Source organism: Bacillus pfraonensis, assembly GCF_050768835.1.
Taxonomy (GTDB): Bacteria; Bacillota; Bacilli; order Bacillales; family Bacillaceae_G; genus Bacillus_A; species Bacillus_A pfraonensis.
This window is the reverse complement of the sequence record NZ_JAHCDO010000011.1, coordinates 181731-200945: the sequence shown is the minus strand read 5'-3', so window position 1 is coordinate 200945 and position 19215 is coordinate 181731. Positions and strand designations below refer to the sequence as shown.

18 protein-coding genes, 3 riboswitches and 1 other annotated feature are annotated in these 19215 nt (G+C 36.1%); of the genes, 2 read left to right on the top strand and 16 right to left on the bottom strand.

Annotation, left to right across the window (positions count from 1 at the left end; all coding sequences use genetic code 11):
* The 4 genes from KFD70_RS13040 to gltP all read right to left on the bottom strand — a co-directional run.
* Positions 1 to 157: lmo0954 family membrane protein (locus KFD70_RS13040; RefSeq protein WP_489618138.1), on the bottom strand; the 157-nt coding region annotated here is incomplete at its 3' end.
* Positions 158 to 327: 170 nt separating this feature from the next.
* Positions 328 to 1644 carry a Na+/H+ antiporter NhaC family protein gene (locus tag KFD70_RS13035; protein ID WP_336452655.1) on the bottom strand — a complete coding sequence of 439 codons (1317 nt, stop codon included), beginning with the start codon at positions 1642 to 1644 and terminating at the stop codon, positions 328 to 330.
* A 94-nt stretch (positions 1645 to 1738) separates the two neighbouring features.
* Positions 1739 to 1843, bottom strand: a riboswitch (SAM riboswitch).
* Between the two features lie 152 nt (positions 1844 to 1995).
* Complete coding sequence (locus KFD70_RS13030) at positions 1996 to 2514, bottom strand: ribonuclease FAU-1 family protein (RefSeq protein ID WP_336452656.1); 519 nt, start codon at positions 2512 to 2514, stop codon at positions 1996 to 1998.
* Positions 2515 to 2580: 66 nt separating this feature from the next.
* Positions 2581 to 3852, bottom strand: a complete 1272-nt coding sequence (gene gltP / locus KFD70_RS13025; RefSeq protein ID WP_336452657.1) for a glutamate/aspartate:proton symporter GltP — start codon at positions 3850 to 3852, stop codon at positions 2581 to 2583.
* Between the two features lie 418 nt (positions 3853 to 4270).
* On the opposite strand from gltP, the gene KFD70_RS13020 reads away from it, so the two are divergent.
* Positions 4271 to 5539, top strand: coding sequence for a murein hydrolase activator EnvC family protein (locus KFD70_RS13020; RefSeq protein ID WP_336452658.1), 1269 nt, complete (start codon positions 4271 to 4273; stop codon positions 5537 to 5539).
* A gap of 224 nt (positions 5540 to 5763) precedes the next feature.
* On the opposite strand, the gene KFD70_RS13015 is transcribed toward KFD70_RS13020, so the two are convergent.
* The 12 genes from KFD70_RS13015 to KFD70_RS12960 form a co-directional block, all read right to left on the bottom strand.
* Entirely contained in the window at positions 5764 to 7122 is a 1359-nt protein-coding gene (locus KFD70_RS13015; protein WP_336452659.1) for a sodium-dependent transporter, read from the bottom strand.
* 111 nt (positions 7123 to 7233) lie between these two features.
* Positions 7234 to 7480, bottom strand: a binding site (T-box leader).
* A 291-nt stretch (positions 7481 to 7771) separates the two neighbouring features.
* Positions 7772 to 8389 carry an NAD(P)-binding protein gene (locus KFD70_RS13010; protein ID WP_336452660.1) on the bottom strand — a complete coding sequence of 206 codons (618 nt, stop codon included), beginning with the start codon at positions 8387 to 8389 and terminating at the stop codon, positions 7772 to 7774.
* Positions 8364 to 9116 (bottom strand): sirohydrochlorin chelatase, encoded by a 753-nt coding sequence (locus tag KFD70_RS13005; protein WP_336452661.1) that lies wholly within the window; start codon positions 9114 to 9116, stop codon positions 8364 to 8366. The genes KFD70_RS13010 and KFD70_RS13005 overlap by 26 nt, the downstream gene beginning before the upstream one ends.
* 1 nt (position 9117) lies before the next feature.
* The gene (gene cobA, locus KFD70_RS13000) at positions 9118 to 9894 is read right to left on the bottom strand and encodes a uroporphyrinogen-III C-methyltransferase (protein ID WP_336452662.1); all 777 of its coding nucleotides are present in this window, start codon (positions 9892 to 9894) and stop codon (positions 9118 to 9120) included.
* 84 nt (positions 9895 to 9978) lie between these two features.
* Positions 9979 to 10191, bottom strand: a complete 213-nt coding sequence (locus KFD70_RS12995) for a DUF3906 family protein (RefSeq protein ID WP_174099554.1) — start codon at positions 10189 to 10191, stop codon at positions 9979 to 9981.
* A gap of 11 nt (positions 10192 to 10202) precedes the next feature.
* The gene (locus KFD70_RS12990; protein WP_336452663.1) at positions 10203 to 11825 is read right to left on the bottom strand and encodes a nitrite/sulfite reductase; all 1623 of its coding nucleotides are present in this window, start codon (positions 11823 to 11825) and stop codon (positions 10203 to 10205) included.
* An 11-nt stretch (positions 11826 to 11836) separates the two neighbouring features.
* Positions 11837 to 12430 carry an adenylyl-sulfate kinase gene (cysC, locus tag KFD70_RS12985; RefSeq protein WP_336452664.1) on the bottom strand — a complete coding sequence of 198 codons (594 nt, stop codon included), beginning with the start codon at positions 12428 to 12430 and terminating at the stop codon, positions 11837 to 11839.
* Between the two features lie 12 nt (positions 12431 to 12442).
* Entirely contained in the window at positions 12443 to 13579 is a 1137-nt protein-coding gene (sat, locus tag KFD70_RS12980) for a sulfate adenylyltransferase (RefSeq protein WP_336452665.1), read from the bottom strand.
* Positions 13580 to 13624: 45 nt separating this feature from the next.
* Entirely contained in the window at positions 13625 to 14329 is a 705-nt protein-coding gene (locus tag KFD70_RS12975; RefSeq protein ID WP_336452666.1) for a phosphoadenylyl-sulfate reductase, read from the bottom strand.
* 85 nt (positions 14330 to 14414) lie between these two features.
* Positions 14415 to 14558 carry a YezD family protein gene (locus KFD70_RS12970; protein ID WP_003196202.1) on the bottom strand — a complete coding sequence of 48 codons (144 nt, stop codon included), beginning with the start codon at positions 14556 to 14558 and terminating at the stop codon, positions 14415 to 14417.
* A 70-nt stretch (positions 14559 to 14628) separates the two neighbouring features.
* Positions 14629 to 14736, bottom strand: a riboswitch (SAM riboswitch).
* A gap of 115 nt (positions 14737 to 14851) precedes the next feature.
* Positions 14852 to 16168: a diaminopimelate decarboxylase gene (gene lysA / locus KFD70_RS12965; RefSeq protein WP_336452667.1), complete on the bottom strand. Its 1317-nt coding sequence runs from the start codon at positions 16166 to 16168 to the stop codon at positions 14852 to 14854.
* Between the two features lie 182 nt (positions 16169 to 16350).
* A riboswitch (Lysine riboswitch) is annotated at positions 16351 to 16533 on the bottom strand.
* Positions 16534 to 16621: 88 nt separating this feature from the next.
* The gene (locus tag KFD70_RS12960) at positions 16622 to 17017 is read right to left on the bottom strand and encodes a DUF3888 domain-containing protein (protein ID WP_336452668.1); all 396 of its coding nucleotides are present in this window, start codon (positions 17015 to 17017) and stop codon (positions 16622 to 16624) included.
* Positions 17018 to 17224: 207 nt separating this feature from the next.
* Here KFD70_RS12960 and KFD70_RS12955 point away from each other — a divergent pair, with 207 nt between their 5' ends.
* The gene (locus KFD70_RS12955) at positions 17225 to 19111 is read left to right on the top strand and encodes an LTA synthase family protein (RefSeq protein WP_336452669.1); all 1887 of its coding nucleotides are present in this window, start codon (positions 17225 to 17227) and stop codon (positions 19109 to 19111) included.
* Positions 19112 to 19215 lie beyond the last annotated feature (104 nt).

Below are 19215 nucleotides of genomic sequence, written 5' to 3'. Positions count from 1 at the left end.
AAGCTAACTTTCCAAAAAATGATTGTGCTCGCACAAATGATTTATAGCTCCAGTACGCAATTCCTGCTCCAATTGCGAATCCTACAATACCAGCAAGACTACCAAGAGCAATTAAAGCCAAAATACCGGCTGCGATAAACGCTAGAAATTGTTTCATCTTGTGCTTGCCTCCCTTCGATTTGATACTCTTATCTTAACTATTTTTTCGTTTTTCCATAACGAGCTTAAGAACCGTTTTCTAATCAGACTTAAGACCTATTCCAAGTCAGCCTTATATGAAGGTGAATGTAAAGAAAAAGGATGTCTTATATAAGACATCCTTTTTTTTTATGCTGTTTTATGATATTGCTTTTTTTTTGCTACTTTTGAAAATCGTGGAAATCCTATTAAGATAGAAACTACACCACAAATTCCAACTAAAATTGGATAGAACGCATATGGTAATAATTCAACCGGTGACAATGCTGCAAATCCTGCTGCCGTTAACATTTGAGCACCGTATGGAACTAATCCTTGTACAGAGCATGAGAAAAGATCTAACACACTCGCTGATTTTCGTGGATCAATTTCATATTGATCAGCAATATTTTTTGCAAGCGGACCAGTAAAAATAATAGAAATCGTATTATTCGCAGTACACACATTCGTCAAACTTACTAAACCAGCAATTCCAAATTCAGCACCTTTTTTCGAACGAATACTACGTGTTAATGTATTCATTAAATATTGAATACCGCCATTATATTGAATAATTTCAACCATTCCACCGATTAAAATTGCCAGTAATACAAGCTCCATCATTCCACTTATTCCTGTTGTAACACTTTTAAAGAAGCTAGCTAATGTGTAGCTCCCATCAATAAGACCAATAAGTCCTGATAGAACTGTTCCACCTGCTAACACAACGAGCACATTCCACCCAAGTAAAGCTGTAACAAGCACACCCGCATACGGCAATATTTTCACCCAGTCAAATGTATGAGCTTTGATTTCTGTATGGTTTCCTACTGTAAGGAAAACCAATAATACAATTGTAATAATTGCGGCTGGTAAAACGATTAAAAAATTTGTTTTAAATTTATCTTTCATTTCCGTTCCTTGCGAACGAACAGCTGCAATTGTCGTATCAGAAATAAATGATAGATTGTCACCAAACATCGCTCCACCAACAACTGTTGCCATCGTTAACGCAATAGAAATATCTGTTTGCTGGCTAATCCCTACTGCAATTGGCGCTAGCGCTGCAATTGTCCCCATGGAAGTTCCCATCGCTAATGAAATAAAGGCCCCTATAACAAAAATGCCTGCAACAATAAATCCTTGCGGTAAAATAGATAGCGCTAAATTAACTGTAGAGTCAACCCCGCCCATTCCTTTTGCTGTTTCAGAAAACGCACCCGCAAGTACAAAAATCAACACCATAATCATAATATCCGGATTACCAGCCCCTTTGGCAAACCGTTCTACTTTTGATGTAAAGCTTTCTTTTCTATTCATCACTAATGCAGTCCCTACAGCAATTAAAATAGCTACAAGTATCGGCAATTTATAAAAATCTCCTGTAATAATTCCAGAGCCAATAAATAGCGCTAAGAATATTCCAAGCGGTAATAATGCTAAGCCATTTCCCTTCGTTTGTTTCAAAATAACATCTCTCCCTAGTTCTAAACCTTTTCTATCTTATAACAAAAGACCTCTTCCCAAAAGAAGAGGTCTTATACATCTATAAGAAACACTCTCCTCATCTATCAAGCACATGCTTGCTGGATTTGGCACAGCACTCTGTTGTGAGTCCGCTGCCGAGGCATCGTAGGGCCAGTCCCTCCGCCTCTCTTTATAAGAAGGTTTCATATTTTATTTTTAATAATAATTTCTTCCCTAACTTTACTCGCTTACTAATAAAAAGTCAATTATTATTTGCATGAAAATATTTTACATTTTTTGATATTTATACAAAACCATGAAATAAAATAAGCAATCTATAAGAAAAAATACTCATTTTAATTTTTGAATTTCCCTTTCTAAAATTTCGATCCAAAAAAACTTTTTCTTTTCAATTGTTGTAATAATCCACTTAGCTGTATCCCAAGCTACATGATATTCTTCTTTAGAAATATCTCCAGCTACATATGCTTCCTCTAACTCATCTGCATCCAATACATATACATCACCATTAGGTAATAACACCACATCTAAATAGAGATCATCGAAATATGGCATGCCTCTCTCATCTACTTTATAATCTTTGGCCACATCAATATAAAACTGCACTAACTTCTTCTTTTCATTTAACATAGCTGTAATCGCAAAGTTCTTATCATTTATAAAATACTGCATCCATGTGTACCCATCATTTACAATACAAAGTTTTTGATTATTATATTGCTTATAGCTAGGCTCTTTCACTTTTTGCATATGCAGCACACCTAACATTCCTTGCTCAATTGTCTTCACTTCATATGTTTTCTCTATTAACCGTTCCCAAGTAGAGCCATCGCCATATTTTCGTTTCATGATTCCCAACTCCTTTTCTATGCAAAAAAGCCCCCACATCTTATGCGGGGGCTCTGCCAATAGCTATTAAGCTGCCTGTTTTTCAGAAAGCTCTTTTAAATAAGCTTGTCCTTTTTCAGCGTCATATTGACCTTCCCACTTAGACATAACTACAGCTGCTAAAGAGTTACCTACTACGTTAACTGCCGTACGAGCCATATCTAAAATACGGTCAATACCTGCGATAAATGCTAATCCTTCTGCCGGAATACCTACTGTACCAAGTGTTGCTAATAATACAACAAATGATACACCCGGTACACCTGCAATCCCTTTAGATGTAACCATTAATACAAGCAATAATGTAATTTGCTGCGCGAGAGATAAATCAATGCCATACATTTGCGCTAAGAAAATCGCTGCAATAGCTTGATATAAAGTTGATCCATCTAAGTTAAATGAATAACCTGTCGGAATAACGAAAGATGTAATCGCTTTCGGACAACCGAACTTCTCCATTTTCTCCATGATTTTCGGTAAAACCGTTTCTGAGCTTGCAGTAGAATACGCTAAAATAAGCTCATCTTTTAAGATCTTAAAGAATTGGAAAATGTTAATACCAAATATTTTCGCTGTAAGTCCTAATACTACTACAACGAAGAAGATCATTGATCCATATACGACAATTACTAATTTCCCTAACGGAATTAATGAAGCTAAACCAAATTTAGAAACTGTAACACCAATTAATGCGAATACACCAAACGGTGCGAATTTCATAACTTGGTTTGTTACATAAAACATTGAATCCGCTACACCTTGGAAAAATTGAAGAACCGGTCTTCCTCTTTCACCGATCGCTGCAACTCCTAAACCAAATAGTACAGAGAAGAAAATAATAGCAAGCATATCACCTTTTGCTAATGATTCTACAATATTTGTCGGAACAATGTTTACAAATGTATCAGCAAAAGAGTGACTTTGCACTTGCTCTGTCGTTTGCGTATATTTAGAAATATCTGTCTTTGTTAACTTATCCATATCGACGCCGTTTCCTGGTTGGAAAATATTCGCTACCAGTAGGCCAACAACAATCGCAACTGTTGTAATGATTTCAAAATAAAGAATTGTTTTTCCGCCTAATCGACCTAGCTTTTTCACATCACCAACACCAGCAACACCAACAACGATGCTTGCTACGACAATCGGTACAACGATCATTTTAATTAATCGGATGAAAATATCACCAATCGGTTGTAAGTACTTCACTACTGCCGGATTGTCATAAAAAATCGCCCCAACTGCAATACCAAGCGCAAGCCCTATTAAAATTTGCCATGCAAGTCCTATCCTTTTCATACTTGCTACAACCCCCTTCTTAGATGCATTAACTCTACCATTCTCTCGTTCTATGAAACTAAGAAATTAAGAGTATTACATATTATTCGACAATTCACTACATTTTTGTCCCTGTTAAAAATGATAAATCAAAAAATGAAATCTGACAACAAAATAAGTTTGCGTGAACACAAATAATTTTCTTGACAAAAACAAAACTCATGTCAGAAAACCTAACATGAGAACGATTCCTTAAAGTGTTTATTAATATTTTCTCTACTTTATTTCTATCACATCAAACGACATAATATACAAAAATTACCTCATTTCCGACAATTCATAGTACATTTATAAAACTTTCGTTACATTATGGTTACAACAATAGACAGTATTCTTCCAATTATGATATATACATCATAGGGAAAGGAGCTAGACCATTATGAAAAAGAAATTTGTCGCTTTCAGCGTCTTAGCAGCGAGCACTATTTTTGTTTCCCCATTGCTATCACCAGTATATGCGGAAACAAGTCAAGATAAATTATCTAATATTCAATCCGAATTAGAGGGTAACCAACAAGAATTACAGAACAAATCAGCAGAGAAAGAACAGATGGAAAAAGAGATACAAGACTTACAGAAAAAAATCGATGAATTAACAGCTTCTATAAATAAAAATGAAGCTGATTTAAACGATATACAAACAGAAATTAGTAAAACACAACAAACAATTGCCGATAAGAAGAAACGTATCGAGCAATTACAAACAAATATCGACACTCGTCAAGACGTCATTAAACAACGACTACAATCCATGCAAGAAAAACCACGAACAAATATCGTAACTGAAGTATTGATGAACTCAAATAATTTCGCGGATCTTGTTGATAATATGTATTCCGTTAGCTTGATTTTAAATAACGATACAGAGATTGTAAAAAAACAAACAACTGATCAAGAAACTGTAAAAACAGAAAAAGAAGCTGTTGAAAAGAAAGAACAGCAACTAAACGAATCGAAGCAAAAATTGGAGCAAAAGCAACAAGAACTTCAGAAAAACCACCAAGAACAACAAGCACTTATTAACGATCTACATACTAAAGTATCAAAAGTAGATTCAGAGATTGAAGGCTTAGAAGAGTCAAAAAGTATTTTAGAAAATCAACGCCAAGCTGTTCAAAAAGCAATTGAAGAAGAAAAACGAGCAGAAGAAGCTCGTAAAGCCGAGGAAGCACGTAAAGCGGAAGAAGCACAAAAAAACGCTTCTGCTAAAGAAGCTGCACAAACCGCTCCAACACCGCAAGATACAAATAAAAATGGCTTTATAAAACCAGCAGCCGGAAGATTCAGTTCAGGATTTAACGATCCTTCCCGCGGACGCCATGCTGGTTTAGATATCGCCGCTTCTGGCACAGTACCAATTATGGCAGCTGCTGATGGTGTTGTCATTCGGTCTGATATGTCATCTAGTTACGGAAATGTTGTCTATTTATCACATCGAATGAATGGCAAAACATACACAACAGTATACGCTCATATGAGCAGCCGCTCTGTATCTGTCGGTCAAACTGTAAAACAAGGTCAACAATTAGGTTTCATGGGAAATACTGGGCAATCTACTGGTCAACATTTACATTTTGAAATCCATATTGGCGAATGGAATGTAGGTAAAACAAATGCAGTTGATCCTTCTGGTTATATCGGATCATAAATAAAAAAACTCGGTGCATACCGAGTTTTTTTATTTACGACGAAAGTTATAAAGAAAAGTATTTGCTATAAAATAAAACTTTAATCAGCCCTCACCAATCGGACTTTTACGGGCAGTTGATCTCCCATCCATCTTCCTTGTTCCTCTCTGAATCTTGAGATGGGAGTCTTACCGCCCATTAATGCGGGATACAATCAAACTAAAAAGCAGGGAGAAACCCCTGCTCATTTTGTAAACATTTTAAACACACCAACTGCATTTAGAAACACAATTACTACTGTTACCGGAATAATATAACGCAGTAAGAAAAGCCATATGTTAAATAATGTTTTCCCTTTCGTTTCTGTAACTTCTAATTCTTTCATTAATAAGTCTTTACTCATTTTATTTGGTACAAACAATGAAATTGCTAGTACCCCTAGCGGCAGCAATACATTACTTACTGCAAAATCCACTAAGTCAAAAAATGTTTTTCCGAAGACTTTCACATCACTCATAACTCCGAATGATAAAGCTGATGGAATTCCAACCGCAAAAATAAGTAATCCAATAATAAATGATGCTGAAGGACGTTTTTTCTCATTATCTTTTGCTACAGATGCAACAACAATTTCAAGCATTGAGATTGCAGAAGTTAACGTTGCAAAGAAGAATAAAATTAAAAACATGATAAAGAAAAATTGTCCGAATGGTATTTTCGCAAATACAGCTGGAAGAATAATAAACAATAAGCCTGGTCCCTCTGTTGGTTTAACTCCTAATGCGAAGATTGCCGGGAAAATTGCTAGTCCCGCAAGCACCGTAATAAAAATTGTTAAACTCACAATTGATGTTGCGGACTTTGCTAAATGCTCTTCTTTCTTTAAGTACGAGCTATACGTTACCATCACCGAAGCACCTACTGTTAGCGAAAAGAAGGATTGTCCCATCGCATACAAAATTGTATCTGCTGTTAGTTTTGAAAAATCTGGTTTTAAGAAAAACTCAACACCAGCCCATGCCCCATCAAGTGTAAGAGAACGAATAATAATAGCAATAAATAAAATAAATAATAGAGGCATCATATACTTACTTGCTTTTTCGATCCCCTTTTCTACACCTTTACTTACTACAAAAATAGTGCAAAGCATAAAGAGTAACTGAGCACCTACTGCACTAGCAGGATTCGAAATTGTTTGCTCGAACAATTTTCCGTATTCCACTGTCCCGCTCCAAAAGTTACCAGTCACACTATAATATAAATATAATAAAATCCATCCACCTACAACACTATAGAAAGATAGTACACTAAAACAAGTAACAACTCCCATACGACCAATCCATGGATATAATTTACTATTTGGTACTAGCAATTTATATGCAGTAACCGCTTCTTTTTGTGTACTACGGCCAATAACAAACTCCGCTAAAAGAAGAGGCATACCAATAAATAACGTTAATAATAGGAAGACTAAGAAAAACGCTCCTCCCCCTCCATTACCTGCAACGTACGGAAACTTCCATATCGCTCCAAGTCCTACTGCGGCTCCGGCTGCTGCGAGTACAAAACCAATTTTCGACGTCCATTGCTGTGTTTCTTTCATCGTAAATTCTCCTTTTCTGAATATTTATATTTTTCTTAATTATACACTTTCATTTCATACTCGCCCACCTCCTTTAGAAAATAAAAAAGTCCCCTACATGCTACTATGCATGTAGAGGACGATATATGTAATAGAATACCGTGGTACCACCTCAATTGGATCAACAATCCCACTTGTTCAGGTACAGGAAAAATTCCGATACCCTATCCTTGTAACGGCGGAACCCGGGTTGCCTACTAATCTGTTCAGCATACCTCTCGCAAGCCCATTCTGTATATTTTATCGTACCGGGCTCACACCTTATCCCAGCTCTCTGAACGCATCAAATATACGTACTCTTCTTGCTCATCGATTTCATCTATTGAAGTTACTTGTGATTATAGAGTAGATTGCTATATTTGTAAAGAAGAATTTAATTTATCTAGCTATATAAAATGAAGCTTTAATCAGTGGGGCTCTATTCCCCATTGATTATTAACCCTCACCAAACGGGTTTTATGGACAGTTGATCCCCCACCTATCTTCCTCGTTTCTCTTTGAATCTTGAGGTGGAGGTCTTACTGCCCGTTCATGCTGGATGAACGGATGCTCTCTTCCACCAAAAAAGAAAGAATTCGATTTTATTTCTTTTTTCTACAACGCGTGTTTTCTATTCTATATACTCCTGTATATCTAACTCTTGTAAAAACCTTTCTCTTTTCTGCTCGTTTTGAATATACTCAAGCTTCAACACTTCTTGCAATAAAATATTCTGCCTTCTTTTTTCTAATGGCAATTGTTTCACTTTCATTCTCACTTCATATAAGAATTCAAGATATTCTCCGTATGTCTCATCATATTTCGCAGCAATATCATCCCGAATTTTTTTCGCAAGTTTTGGACTTGCCCCCCCAGTAGAAACAGCAACATTGAGCTTTCCTCGATGAATAGCTGCCGGAAAATGAACATTTCCGCTTTCAGGGTTGGTAATTACATTAACAAGCTGGTTTAATGATGCATCTTTTGCAATAGATTCATTTATTATTGAATCACTTGTAGCTGCCACTACTAAAAAAGCACCTTCTAAATCCTCTTTTTCATAATCTTTTTGAAACCAACGAATTTGCTTCGATTCTACAAGCTTTACTAAACTCGCATCTAATTCACGACTCACTACAACTATATCCGCTCCTTCTTTTAATAAAGGAGCGATTTTAAATGATGCCACTTTACCACCGCCAATGACAACAACACGTTTCTTTTCAATTCGTACTGTAAGTGGATACATACTCATCTCCCCTTAATATTTCTCCCGTTTTCTGGATTAGCATTTCTTGAAATACACGGTTTTTTCCTAAATAAGGACTTACATATATATTCGTAGAATGGTATCCGCGTACTTCCTTCTCAATGTGTCTCATTAATAAGCCTGTAAATAACAAATAAGGTAGAATGACAACATTCTCCTCTTTTCGTTCTACAACTTCTTTTAATTTCTCCTCAAACCTAGGCTCTGCCGCAGCTAAATAACATACTTCTACCTTTTTAACTTTCTCCTCTTTTTCAAACAGAGAAGCAATACGTTTCATATCTTGTAACGTCTCAAGATCACTACTCCCTCTTGCCACAAGCAACAAGGTTACCCCACTTTCATACTCTTTAATACCGCTCCCCTCACACGTAGCGGATACGAGTGATTCTGAAACACCAAACGGATTTCCGTAAGTAATTGCAATGTGAGGATATTTATTTTGCATTTTTTGGAGTTCATTGGGAATATCTTCTTTCACATGCCCTGCTGCTAATAAAAAAACAGGAACAACGACAATTTCTGTTGCTCCTCTTCTTACGCAATTAGCAAATCCTTCTGAAATATCAGGCTGTGCTAATTCTAAAAAACATAGTTCTTGAATAGAAGCTGATACATGGTTCATACAAGCAGAAACAAAACCTACCGCTTCCTCTTTTGCCTCTTTTAGCCTACTTCCGTGACATACATATAATACAGCTTTCATTTTATAACACTCCGCTTACAGGATACGTAATGTCCGCCTGTTTTTCAAACCAATGAATTTTTTCACGGAAACGAACAACTTCTCCGATTACAATCATACTCGGATTTTGGACCTGTTCTTTTTCAGCAAGCGTTACAATTGTTCCTAACATTCCTGTAATGGTTCGCTGAGATTGTGTAGTTCCCCACTCCACAATAGCCACTGGCGTATTTTCTCCTTTTCCATATTTCAAAAGTTGTTCACATATATAAGGGAGATTGCTTACCCCCATATAAACAGCAAGCGTGTCGACACCTTTCGCTAAGTTTTCCCACTTCACTTCTTCTTCAGCACCTTCTTTTCGGTGCCCTGTCACAACTGCAAAACTTGCGCTCGCATCCCGGTGCGTTACAGGAATCCCCGCATATGCAGAAGCAGCTATTCCTGCTGTAATACCAGGTACAATTTCAAACGGAATACCATGCTTCGCTAACGCTTCTGCTTCTTCACCACCTCTTCCAAATACAAACGGATCTCCACCTTTTAATCGCGTTACGATTTTTCCTTTTTTTGCATATTTAACAAGAAAAGCGTGAATGGTTTCTTGTTTCATTGTGTGATAGTTTGGTAGTTTTCCGCAATATATTAAGTCAGCATCTGGCTTCGCATAGGAAAGTAGTTCTTTATTTACAAGACGATCGTATAAAATAACATCCGCCCGCTCGATACACTTTACCCCTTTTACAGAAATTAAATCTGGATCTCCCGGCCCTGCACCAACAATATATACTTTTCCCATCATCTCTCCTCATTTCTACTATAAAGTGAAACTTCCATTCCTATTACGAATGGAAGTTACTATTCAAATCGATGTCATTTTGTATTACAATGTCTCCTGCTCATGAATAACAAATGCTGCACCTTTGCGAATCTTCTTTTTTTCATGCAGAGAGATTTCCTTCACTTCTGGCAGCGGTAAAAAATACTTCTCTAATTCTACCTCAACAAGTCTAAATGCCTGTTCCTCACTTTGTGCGACAACTACTACAGGAACAACACCATTTGCCAACACTGCTTCAAAACGATATAAATCCATATTGTTCCCTCCTAAGATGCAATCACTTCTTCTAAAATTGTATTTAACGCGGATTGTAAATTTTCTACTCCAACGCGTTCTGTAAACTCATAAAAAGTTTCAGCTGGCAGTTTATGTTCTTTAAAGTATGTTAAAAACGATACAAGAACATCTGGAAGGTCTTCCCCATCAATCTTTCCTTTTAATTTTTGGTTATAAACACCACCCTCTAGTAAGGTACCACCTACATAAATTTCAAACGCTTCAACAATTCCTTTTTCTTTCGTCTTCAATTTCACACCTTGTAACCCGATATCGGCAATCTGCCTTTGACCACATGAATTCGGGCATCCCGTCATATGAATCCGAACCGGCACATCAAGTACAAGTTGTGTATCTAAATAGTCGGCAATATTTCGTAAGCGTGCTTTCGTTTCTACCAATGCAAGATTACAATACTCAATTCCCGTACAAGAAACTGCATATCCAATGAATGATTTTGGTTTTGCTGAAATCGATTCAAACAATGGTTCTTGTAAAAGTGCCTCAACGTTTCCTTCGGGAACATTGGGAATAATAAAATTTTGCGAATTACATGTGCGAATCTCACCATTTCCGTACTGCTTCGCAATTCTAGCAATTTCAAACAACTCCTCAGAATGCAAGCGACCAACAGGTACGTTAAAACCAACGTATGATAAATCACCTTGTTTTTGTTTATGAACACCGTAGAAATAACCTGCATTCCACCCTTTTAAAGCATCGTTTCCTTTATCGTGTAAAGGCTCTGTATATTCTAATAATTTTTCTTTGAATTTTTCCGCACCCCAATCAGCAACTAAAAATTTCAAACGTGCTAAATGTCGCTTTTCACGATATCCGAAATCACGGAAGACTGTAGCAATTGCAATCGCTACCGACTTCACTTGCTCAGGAAGGATGAATAAATCTAACTCCTGAGCTAAATACGGACGGGCAGATAATCCCCCGCCTACTCGTAAATGAAAGCCTTCCACTATTTTTCCATCAATCTCTTTTGTAGCTGGAGTAAAAGCAGCACAATTAATTTCAGCATTTGCTGCATTATATACATTTGTACTAATTGACATTTTAAACTTTCGAGGCAAATTCGAAAATTCTTCATTATGTTGGAAGAACTCATATACCTCTTTTACAATTGGTGCTGTATCAAATAATTCATCACCATCAATACCAGCAAGAGGATTCCCAATAATATTTCTTGTAATATCACCACAAGCTCCTGCTGTTGATAATCCCACTTTTTCTAAACGATTAAAAATATCTGGTATTTGACCAATTTCAAGCCAATGGAATTGAATCGCCTGTCTTGTAGTAATATCAAGAACATCACGACCATAATCTTCTGCAATAGAAGCCAATACTTCAACTTGTTCATTCGTTAAAATACCAGAAGGAATATTTACACGCATCATGAAATACCCTGCTTCTTTTGGGCGCTGTAAATATAAACCTGCCCATTTAAAAGAATCCCATTCTTCTTTCGGAATAGAATCAAACCCATTTTCAGCATAATACGGGATAGCTTTAAAAATTTCTAAACCGTCTTTTTCTAATTTCTTTTTCTCTGTAGCATTTAACTTTTCATTGTTTGCCCACACTTTTTCATAACTCATTTTTATTCCCCCTATATAAAGCTACGCTCTTGTAAGTAACCGATAATTTGTTCTGCACATTGTTCGATTGAATAAAGATGTGTTTCTACTACCACTTCTGCCTCTACAGGTTCTTCATACGGCGAGTCAATACCAGTAAATTGCTTAATATCGCCTTGTCTCGCTTTTTTATAAAGTCCTTTCGGATCACGTTTCTCACATTCTTCTATTGGACACTTTACAAACACTTCAATAAACTCATCTTTTTTGAGAATATCTCTTACTTGCTGGCGATCCACTCGAAATGGAGAAATAAATGCTGTTAGTACAATTGTCCCTTGATCTACAAATAACTTCGCCACTTCACCAATCCGGCGAATATTTTCTGTCCGATCTCTTTCGGAAAATCCTAAATCTTTATTCAAACCATGACGAATATTATCGCCATCTAGTACATAATTCCCAATATTTTTTTCGAACAATTTCCTAGCAACCGCATTTGCTACTGTTGATTTTCCAGAAGCTGATAACCCTGTGAACCAAAGTACAAAGCTGTGGTGACCACTTTTCTTTCGTCTTTCTTCTTTTGAAACAGATGCTGTATGCCAAGTTATATTTACGCCCATCTTACTCTCTCCTTATTTTGTTACGACTTCTTTTTGTAAACCACGAATTAATATTTCTACAACTTCTTTACGGCTAAATGTACTTGGTGGTATCTCTCCATTTCGCAACATTTCTCTTACTTTTGTTCCCGATAAAATAACATGCTCTTCTTTACTATGCGGACATGTTTTCGTAGAAGCCATCGCTTCACATTTTTTACAGTAAAAGCTATGCTCAAAAAAGAGCGGTGTAATCCCTAACTCTTCTACTGTAAAGTTCACAAAAATCTCTTGCGCTTCGTACGTACCGTAATAATTTCCTACCCCAGCATGATCACGCCCCACGATGAAATGTGTACAGCCAAAGTTTTTTCTAACCAGTGCGTGAAATATCGCTTCACGTGGCCCTGCATAACGCATTGCTGCCGGAAAAACACTTAAAAAGACACGATCGCTCGGATAATAATTTTTCAAAAGCACTTCATAACTTTCCATACGCACATCAGCCGGAATATCGTCTGATTTCGTTTCACCGACAAGTGGATTTAAAAATAAACCGTCTACAATTTCCAGTGCAGACTTTTGAATATATTCATGCGCACGATGAACAGGATTTCTCGTTTGAAACCCCACTACCGTTTTCCAGCCGCGTTTTGCAAACTCTGCACGCGTTTCGCTTGGATCTAAATGATAAGAAGCAAACTTATCATTTTCAAAGCGCTTTACAAGCGTGATTGCTCCTCCAACATAAATATTCGGTCTATCATATAATTTTTTCACACCTGGATGGGCAATATCAGTCGTTTTATAAACAAGCAATGCTTCTTTCTCTTTATCCGGTGTAAAAATATTTTCTATTTGAATAACACCATACGTGATTCCTTCTTTAACAAGACGAACCTCTTCACCAATTTTTAATTGTTTCGCCCTTTCTTCCGTTATTGGTAGTGTAATAGGGATACTCCATACATCACCGTTTACTAAACGCATTTTTTCTACTACAGATTGATAGTCCTCTTTCCCTAAAAAGCCAGTAAGCGGGCTATAACCACCTATCGCAAGAAGCTCTAAATCACTTAACGCAATTTTGTCTAATTCAATTTCTTTTGTAATTCCCTTTATTTCATACGTTTCATCAACGCGATTTACTAATATATTTGTTTTACTCATTTCCTTGTACGCCTCTTTCATATATATTTAAAATCAATCCAGTTCTTATTGGTAATGAAGGCCACATTCCGTTTTCATCTTTCCAGCCCACCGTCCGTCCCTTGAATCTTCTCCATCTCCTACAGGCAACGTACATTTTTCACACCCTATACTTGGATAACCAATGTCGTGCAATGGATTATAAGGCAAATTATGCTTATATACGTAGCGCCACACTTCCTTCCACGTCCAATGAATGAGCGGACAAATTTTAATAGATTTAAAACGATGGTCTTGATTGATAAACTTTGTATATTTCCGCGTTTCAGACTGTTCCCTCCTTAGCCCTGATATCCACGCTTTTCCACCCGATAAAGATTCTTCAAGGGGTAAGATTTTCCTTAATTTACAACAGAGATTTGGATTATGCTCCCACAAATTATTCCCATGCTTCTTTGCTTGTTCTTCAAGTGTGAGCGAAGGTTGCTTTTCAATAATTTCGAAACCCGGAAACCTTTCACGCACTCGTTTAATTAAATCGTATGTTTCTTGAAAATGAACGTTTGTATCTAAAAATACAACTTTAGCAGATGGATTTACTTGGTTTATTAAATGCAATAAAACCATACCTTCCACACCAAAGCTACACGCGTATACAATTTCACCCTTATAATGGTTATAAGCCCACTCTAATACTTGCAGTGCTCCTTTTGTTTCACCTTCTTCAGAAAAAGAAATGAAGTCCTCTTTCCATGTTTCATACGTCAGCATGTTTTTTCCCCCTGTAACGCAAAAAGGCGGTTTTAACCTAATACAATAGGTTAAAACCGCCTCTAGTTTTTCTAGTCAGCGCTTTTTACTTTAAGCGTACTTTTTCACTTTTTTCAAGCTGAATCACTTTTCCATCTTGCACAACAATTGTAATAGAACCATATTTCATATCCGCAAGCATCGTTTGAATCTTTTCAGCTACTTCGTCAAAATGTCCACGCACTCCCACGAACAGCCCCCCTTTTTATTCATAAAAAAAATCTTTCCCATTTCGAAAAGACTGTTCGGTAATATATTTTACCTTATCTTTCAAAATGGATGCCATTTTGCTGGACTTAGCACCTTGCTCCCATAAGCAGGTTGCTGAGCTTCGTAGGGCCAGTTCCCTCCGCTTCTCTTGATAAGCTTTGTATTTGTATTTTATCATAATTCTGATTTTTTTCAATCCTAGTTTTCCGATATATTTTATATTTTTTATTTTTTTAAAGGAGTTGCCCAGTTCGAACAACTCCTTTTTATTGATTACACAAGCTCTTTTATGCGTATGCGATCGTTCCCAATTATATTTTCATATGTTTCGCGTTCGACAACAACTTGTGACGCCCCGCCTTTTGCAAATACTACAGCCGGTCTGCGAATGCGATTGTAATTATTCGCCATAGAATATCCATATGCTCCTGTACAAGAGATTGCTAACAAATCTCCAGAAGTAACTTGTGGCAGTTCTATATCCCAAATAAGCATATCCCCACTCTCACAACACTTTCCAGCAATTGATACAATCTCTTCGGCATTTTCTCTTCCTCTATTGGCAAGCATTGCCTCATAACGTGCTCCATATAAAGCTGGTCTTAAGTTGTCCGTCATTCCTCCATCAACTGACACATATTTACGAATACCTGGAATATCTTTTACAGCTCCTACTGTATAAATTGTTGTTCCTGCATCTCCGACAATACTACGCCCTGGTTCAATCCAAATTTCAGGGAGTGGATAATTCTTTCTTGTAAATTGTTCCCTCACTGCATTCGTTACAGCATGCACATACGTTTCAAGCGTAAGCGGTGTATCAGACTCTGTGTAGCGAATTCCAAATCCTCCACCAACATTTAATACAGTTACTACATAGCCTGTTTGCTTTCTGATTTCTTCTAAAAAGTTCCGTAATACTTCAATTGCCCGAACAAATCCTGCTGTTTCAAAAATTTGCGATCCAATATGCGAATGAATACCTAACACGTTATAATTTGATTTCTCTAGTGCTACTTGAATCGCCTGCATTGCCTGACCAGTAGAAACTCCAAAACCAAATTTCGAATCATCTTGCCCTGTTGTAATATATTCATGAGTATGCGCCTCTACTCCAGGTGTAACTCGAATTAATATATTTACAATTTTTCCATACCGCTCTGCTAAGTCATGTAATATTTCCATTTCCAAGAAATTATCTACTACAAAACAACCAATACCTGCTCGCAGCGCCATTATAATCTCTTCTTCCGTCTTATTATTACCATGAAAATGAATACGTGATGCTGGAAAACCAGCTTGTAAAGCAGTATATAATTCGCCCCCGGAAACAACATCTAAAGACATATTTTCTTCACGAGCTACTCGGCACATCTCCATGCACAAGAACGCCTTACTTGCATATGCTACTTGGTAAGAGAACCCACTTTCCTGGAATGCACGATGAAATGCGCGACATTTTTCACGAATAGCAGCCTCATCGTATACATAAAGCGGTGTTCCATATTGTTTTGCTAGCTGCGTTGTATCGCATCCTCCAATTTCTAAGTGTCCTTGGTCATTGATTCGGCTTGTGCCGTGTAAATACATTTGAATTCCTCCCTTATTTCCTCTAAAACTTATAACCCCAATCTTCTTCTATTCATTGCAGCACGCTTTTGGATAAACAAAAAACGCGCGGAACAATGTTCACACGCGTTTCTTATTAGGAATCATGTATCATGAAAAAATAAACGAGTTGTTATCTTCTCAAATAAGAAACCGCATCAACATCTCCAAATAGCTCTCCATAAAATAAAATTTTATGACAGTACTACATTTATTCAATGTAGTACCAATATATGAATGAGGTGGTCATTCTTATATTTCGGCAATAGTCCCTTTCAATCTATGATCAAAGATTCCACTAAATCTCCCATAGCTTACTCTTTCCTATCGCGGCCTCTACCTTTGAGAGTAGATGAGGTAAGTCTATTTAATTTTCAAATATCTTATATTGGTATTAACAATACCAAATGAATAAATTATTTGTCAAACAATTTTTTATATTGGTTTTTTACAATTCAATTTCGTATCATTCGGTAAGCGCTTTATATCTATTTTTTTCACAATCCATTCTCCCTCATCATTATTAAATGTGATTCTTATTTTTTCAAATGGAGGAAGTACTTTTCCACCTATACCAGCTTCATATTTTGTCACTTCAATTACTGTTTGAAATAAATATGTACCACTATACATTTTTTTCATGCTCACAATCTTTGGACAATCATATGGTTTTTGTTTCCCATAGTGCTTTTCAATCGCCGTATTTATTTGTGGAAACAAAACAGAATACAGAGCATCTTCTAATAACGGCGCATCATATTGAGCAGCGAAAACTGTAGGGGTGGAAAATAATAAAAAACCACTACATATGAAACAAAATAACTTTTTCATCATAACCTCCGTATCAAAATGCAATATTGTTATTGTCTCCGTTTTCTCTTTTTCTAACCAATTCTTATAAAAACCATCCACAATTCTGTTTTGTTTTCGTATAATAGTACATAAAGATAAACGACAGTTCGTATATATAAAGTGAAACTTCTATCATTAGAAATACAATCACTAGAACCGTCACTTATAGTAGGAGAGGAGTATATTATGCTACAACATTTGTTTCCAAAATTACGATTTGCACTTGTTGCAGTCGTTTTATTATGGATTAAAACATATATTGTGTACAAGCTAGCCTTCGATATTAAAATTGATAGCTTCTTCGAAGAAATGATGCTTTTGTTTAATCCAATTGTTTCATTGCTTTTATTTTTCGGCCTAGCTTTATTAGCATCAAAATATCGAAATCGAATTATTATTGGCATCAGCTTTTTGCTGTCATTTATTTTATTTGGAAACGCGATGTTTTATGGATTTTATAATGACTTTGTCACATTCCCTGTTTTATTCCAAACAAATAACATGGCCGATCTAGGAACAAGTATTAAAGAACTCTTTACGTACAAAACATTACTTCTATTTGCAGATGCTATTATTCTAATGTTTATTTCACGTAAATTCCCAAGTTTTTGTGATAACACTCCGTTATCTCGTGCTGAAAAACGAACCTTTTTCAGTGGTATAACAGCTCTATTAGCATTACAAATTGTTGTTTCTGTCATTTATAAACCACAATTATTCTCACGCTCTTTTGATCGTGAAACTGTTGTGAAAAACCTAGGTTTATATACCTATCATTTATTCGACATTACACTTCAGTCTAAATCTTCTGCAGAGCGTGTTTTTGCAAGCGGAGATGGTTTTTCTGAAATCAAGAACTACGTGAACTCAAAGGATAATAAAGTTGACAAAAATTTATTTGGGGCTGCAAAAGGGAAAAATGTCATTTTAATTTCAATGGAGTCAACACAAAATTTTGTTATCAACAAAAAAATTAATGGAAAAGAAATTACTCCATTTTTAAATCAGTTTATAAAAGATAGTTATTACTTCGATAACTTTTATCATCAAACTGGACAAGGAAAAACATCCGATGCCGAATTTATTGTAGAAAATTCATTCTATCCATTAGATCGTGGCTCTGTATTCTTTACTCATGCAAACAATGAGTACACAGCAACTCCTGAGCAGTTAAAAAAATACGGATACTATTCCGCTGTCTTCCATTCGAATGATAAAGCATTTTGGAATCGGGATATCATGTACCCGGCACTCGGATACGATCGCTACTTTAACTTAAATGATTATACCGGAACAGAACAAATGTCTGTCGGTTGGGGATTGAAAGATAAAGAGTTCTTTGAACAATCGATTTCAAAACTGAAATCTTTACCAAAGCCATTTTATACAAAATTTATTACATTAACAAATCATTTCCCATTTCTTCTAAATCCAGAAGATCAATATATTAATGAGTATAATTCTGAGAGCGGTGTACTAAATCGTTATTTCCCAACCGTTCGCTATACAGATGAAGCTCTTAAACTATTTATTAATCGATTAAAAGAAGAGGGATTATACGATAATTTAATTATTGTGATTTATGGAGATCATTACGGAATTTCTGAAAATCATAATGCGGCTATGGCACAATTTCTTGGTAAGGAATCCATAACTCCATTTGATTCAATGCAATTGCAACGTGTACCACTTATTATTCACGTTCCTGGTCAAGAAGGAAAAGTTATTTCCAAAGTATCTGGACAAATTGATATAAAACCGACATTGCTTCATTTACTCGGGATCAAAACAAACCAATCGATTGAATTTGGTACTGATTTATTTATCAAAAACGAAGACCCACTCATGATTATGCGTGATGGTAGTTTCGTAACAAACGATTATGTTTATACAAAAAATATGTGCTATAAAAAGAGCACAGGTGAACCAATTGATTCAGCTATTTGTCAGCCGTATATTGAAAAAACAAAAACAGAATTAAATTATTCTGATAAACTTATTTATGGAGATTTATTACGATTTGATCCTAACAATAAATACAAAACCGGAACAATGATAACGAAATTTGAATAATTTTAAAAGCAACCTCAAATGATAACAATTTGAGGTTGCTTCTTTTTTCTAAATCTTTCCCCTTTCATGCACATGATGGCTTTATTATATAAATACAAATTTAA

What these genes read in the sequence shown, in the direction of transcription:
- KFD70_RS13030 (WP_336452656.1), bottom strand. Translation starts at nt 2,514, where the DNA reads ATGAAACGAAAATATGGCGATGGCTCTACTTGGGAACGGTTAATAGAG.
- gltP (WP_336452657.1), bottom strand. Translation starts at nt 3,852, where the DNA reads ATGAAAAGGATAGGACTTGCATGGCAAATTTTAATAGGGCTTGCGCTT.
- KFD70_RS13020 (WP_336452658.1), top strand. Translation starts at nt 4,271, where the DNA reads ATGAAAAAGAAATTTGTCGCTTTCAGCGTCTTAGCAGCGAGCACTATT.
- KFD70_RS13015 (WP_336452659.1), bottom strand. Translation starts at nt 7,122, where the DNA reads ATGAAAGAAACACAGCAATGGACGTCGAAAATTGGTTTTGTACTCGCA.
- KFD70_RS13010 (WP_336452660.1), bottom strand. Translation starts at nt 8,389, where the DNA reads ATGTATCCACTTACAGTACGAATTGAAAAGAAACGTGTTGTTGTCATT.
- KFD70_RS13005 (WP_336452661.1), bottom strand. Translation starts at nt 9,116, where the DNA reads ATGAAAGCTGTATTATATGTATGTCACGGAAGTAGGCTAAAAGAGGCA.
- cobA (WP_336452662.1), bottom strand. Translation starts at nt 9,894, where the DNA reads ATGGGAAAAGTATATATTGTTGGTGCAGGGCCGGGAGATCCAGATTTA.
- KFD70_RS12995 (WP_174099554.1), bottom strand. Translation starts at nt 10,191, where the DNA reads ATGGATTTATATCGTTTTGAAGCAGTGTTGGCAAATGGTGTTGTTCCT.
- KFD70_RS12990 (WP_336452663.1), bottom strand. Translation starts at nt 11,825, where the DNA reads ATGAGTTATGAAAAAGTGTGGGCAAACAATGAAAAGTTAAATGCTACA.
- cysC (WP_336452664.1), bottom strand. Translation starts at nt 12,430, where the DNA reads ATGGGCGTAAATATAACTTGGCATACAGCATCTGTTTCAAAAGAAGAA.
- sat (WP_336452665.1), bottom strand. Translation starts at nt 13,579, where the DNA reads ATGAGTAAAACAAATATATTAGTAAATCGCGTTGATGAAACGTATGAA.
- KFD70_RS12975 (WP_336452666.1), bottom strand. Translation starts at nt 14,329, where the DNA reads ATGCTGACGTATGAAACATGGAAAGAGGACTTCATTTCTTTTTCTGAA.
- lysA (WP_336452667.1), bottom strand. Translation starts at nt 16,168, where the DNA reads ATGTATTTACACGGCACAAGCCGAATCAATGACCAAGGACACTTAGAA.
- KFD70_RS12960 (WP_336452668.1), bottom strand. Translation starts at nt 17,017, where the DNA reads ATGAAAAAGTTATTTTGTTTCATATGTAGTGGTTTTTTATTATTTTCC.
- KFD70_RS12955 (WP_336452669.1), top strand. Translation starts at nt 17,225, where the DNA reads ATGCTACAACATTTGTTTCCAAAATTACGATTTGCACTTGTTGCAGTC.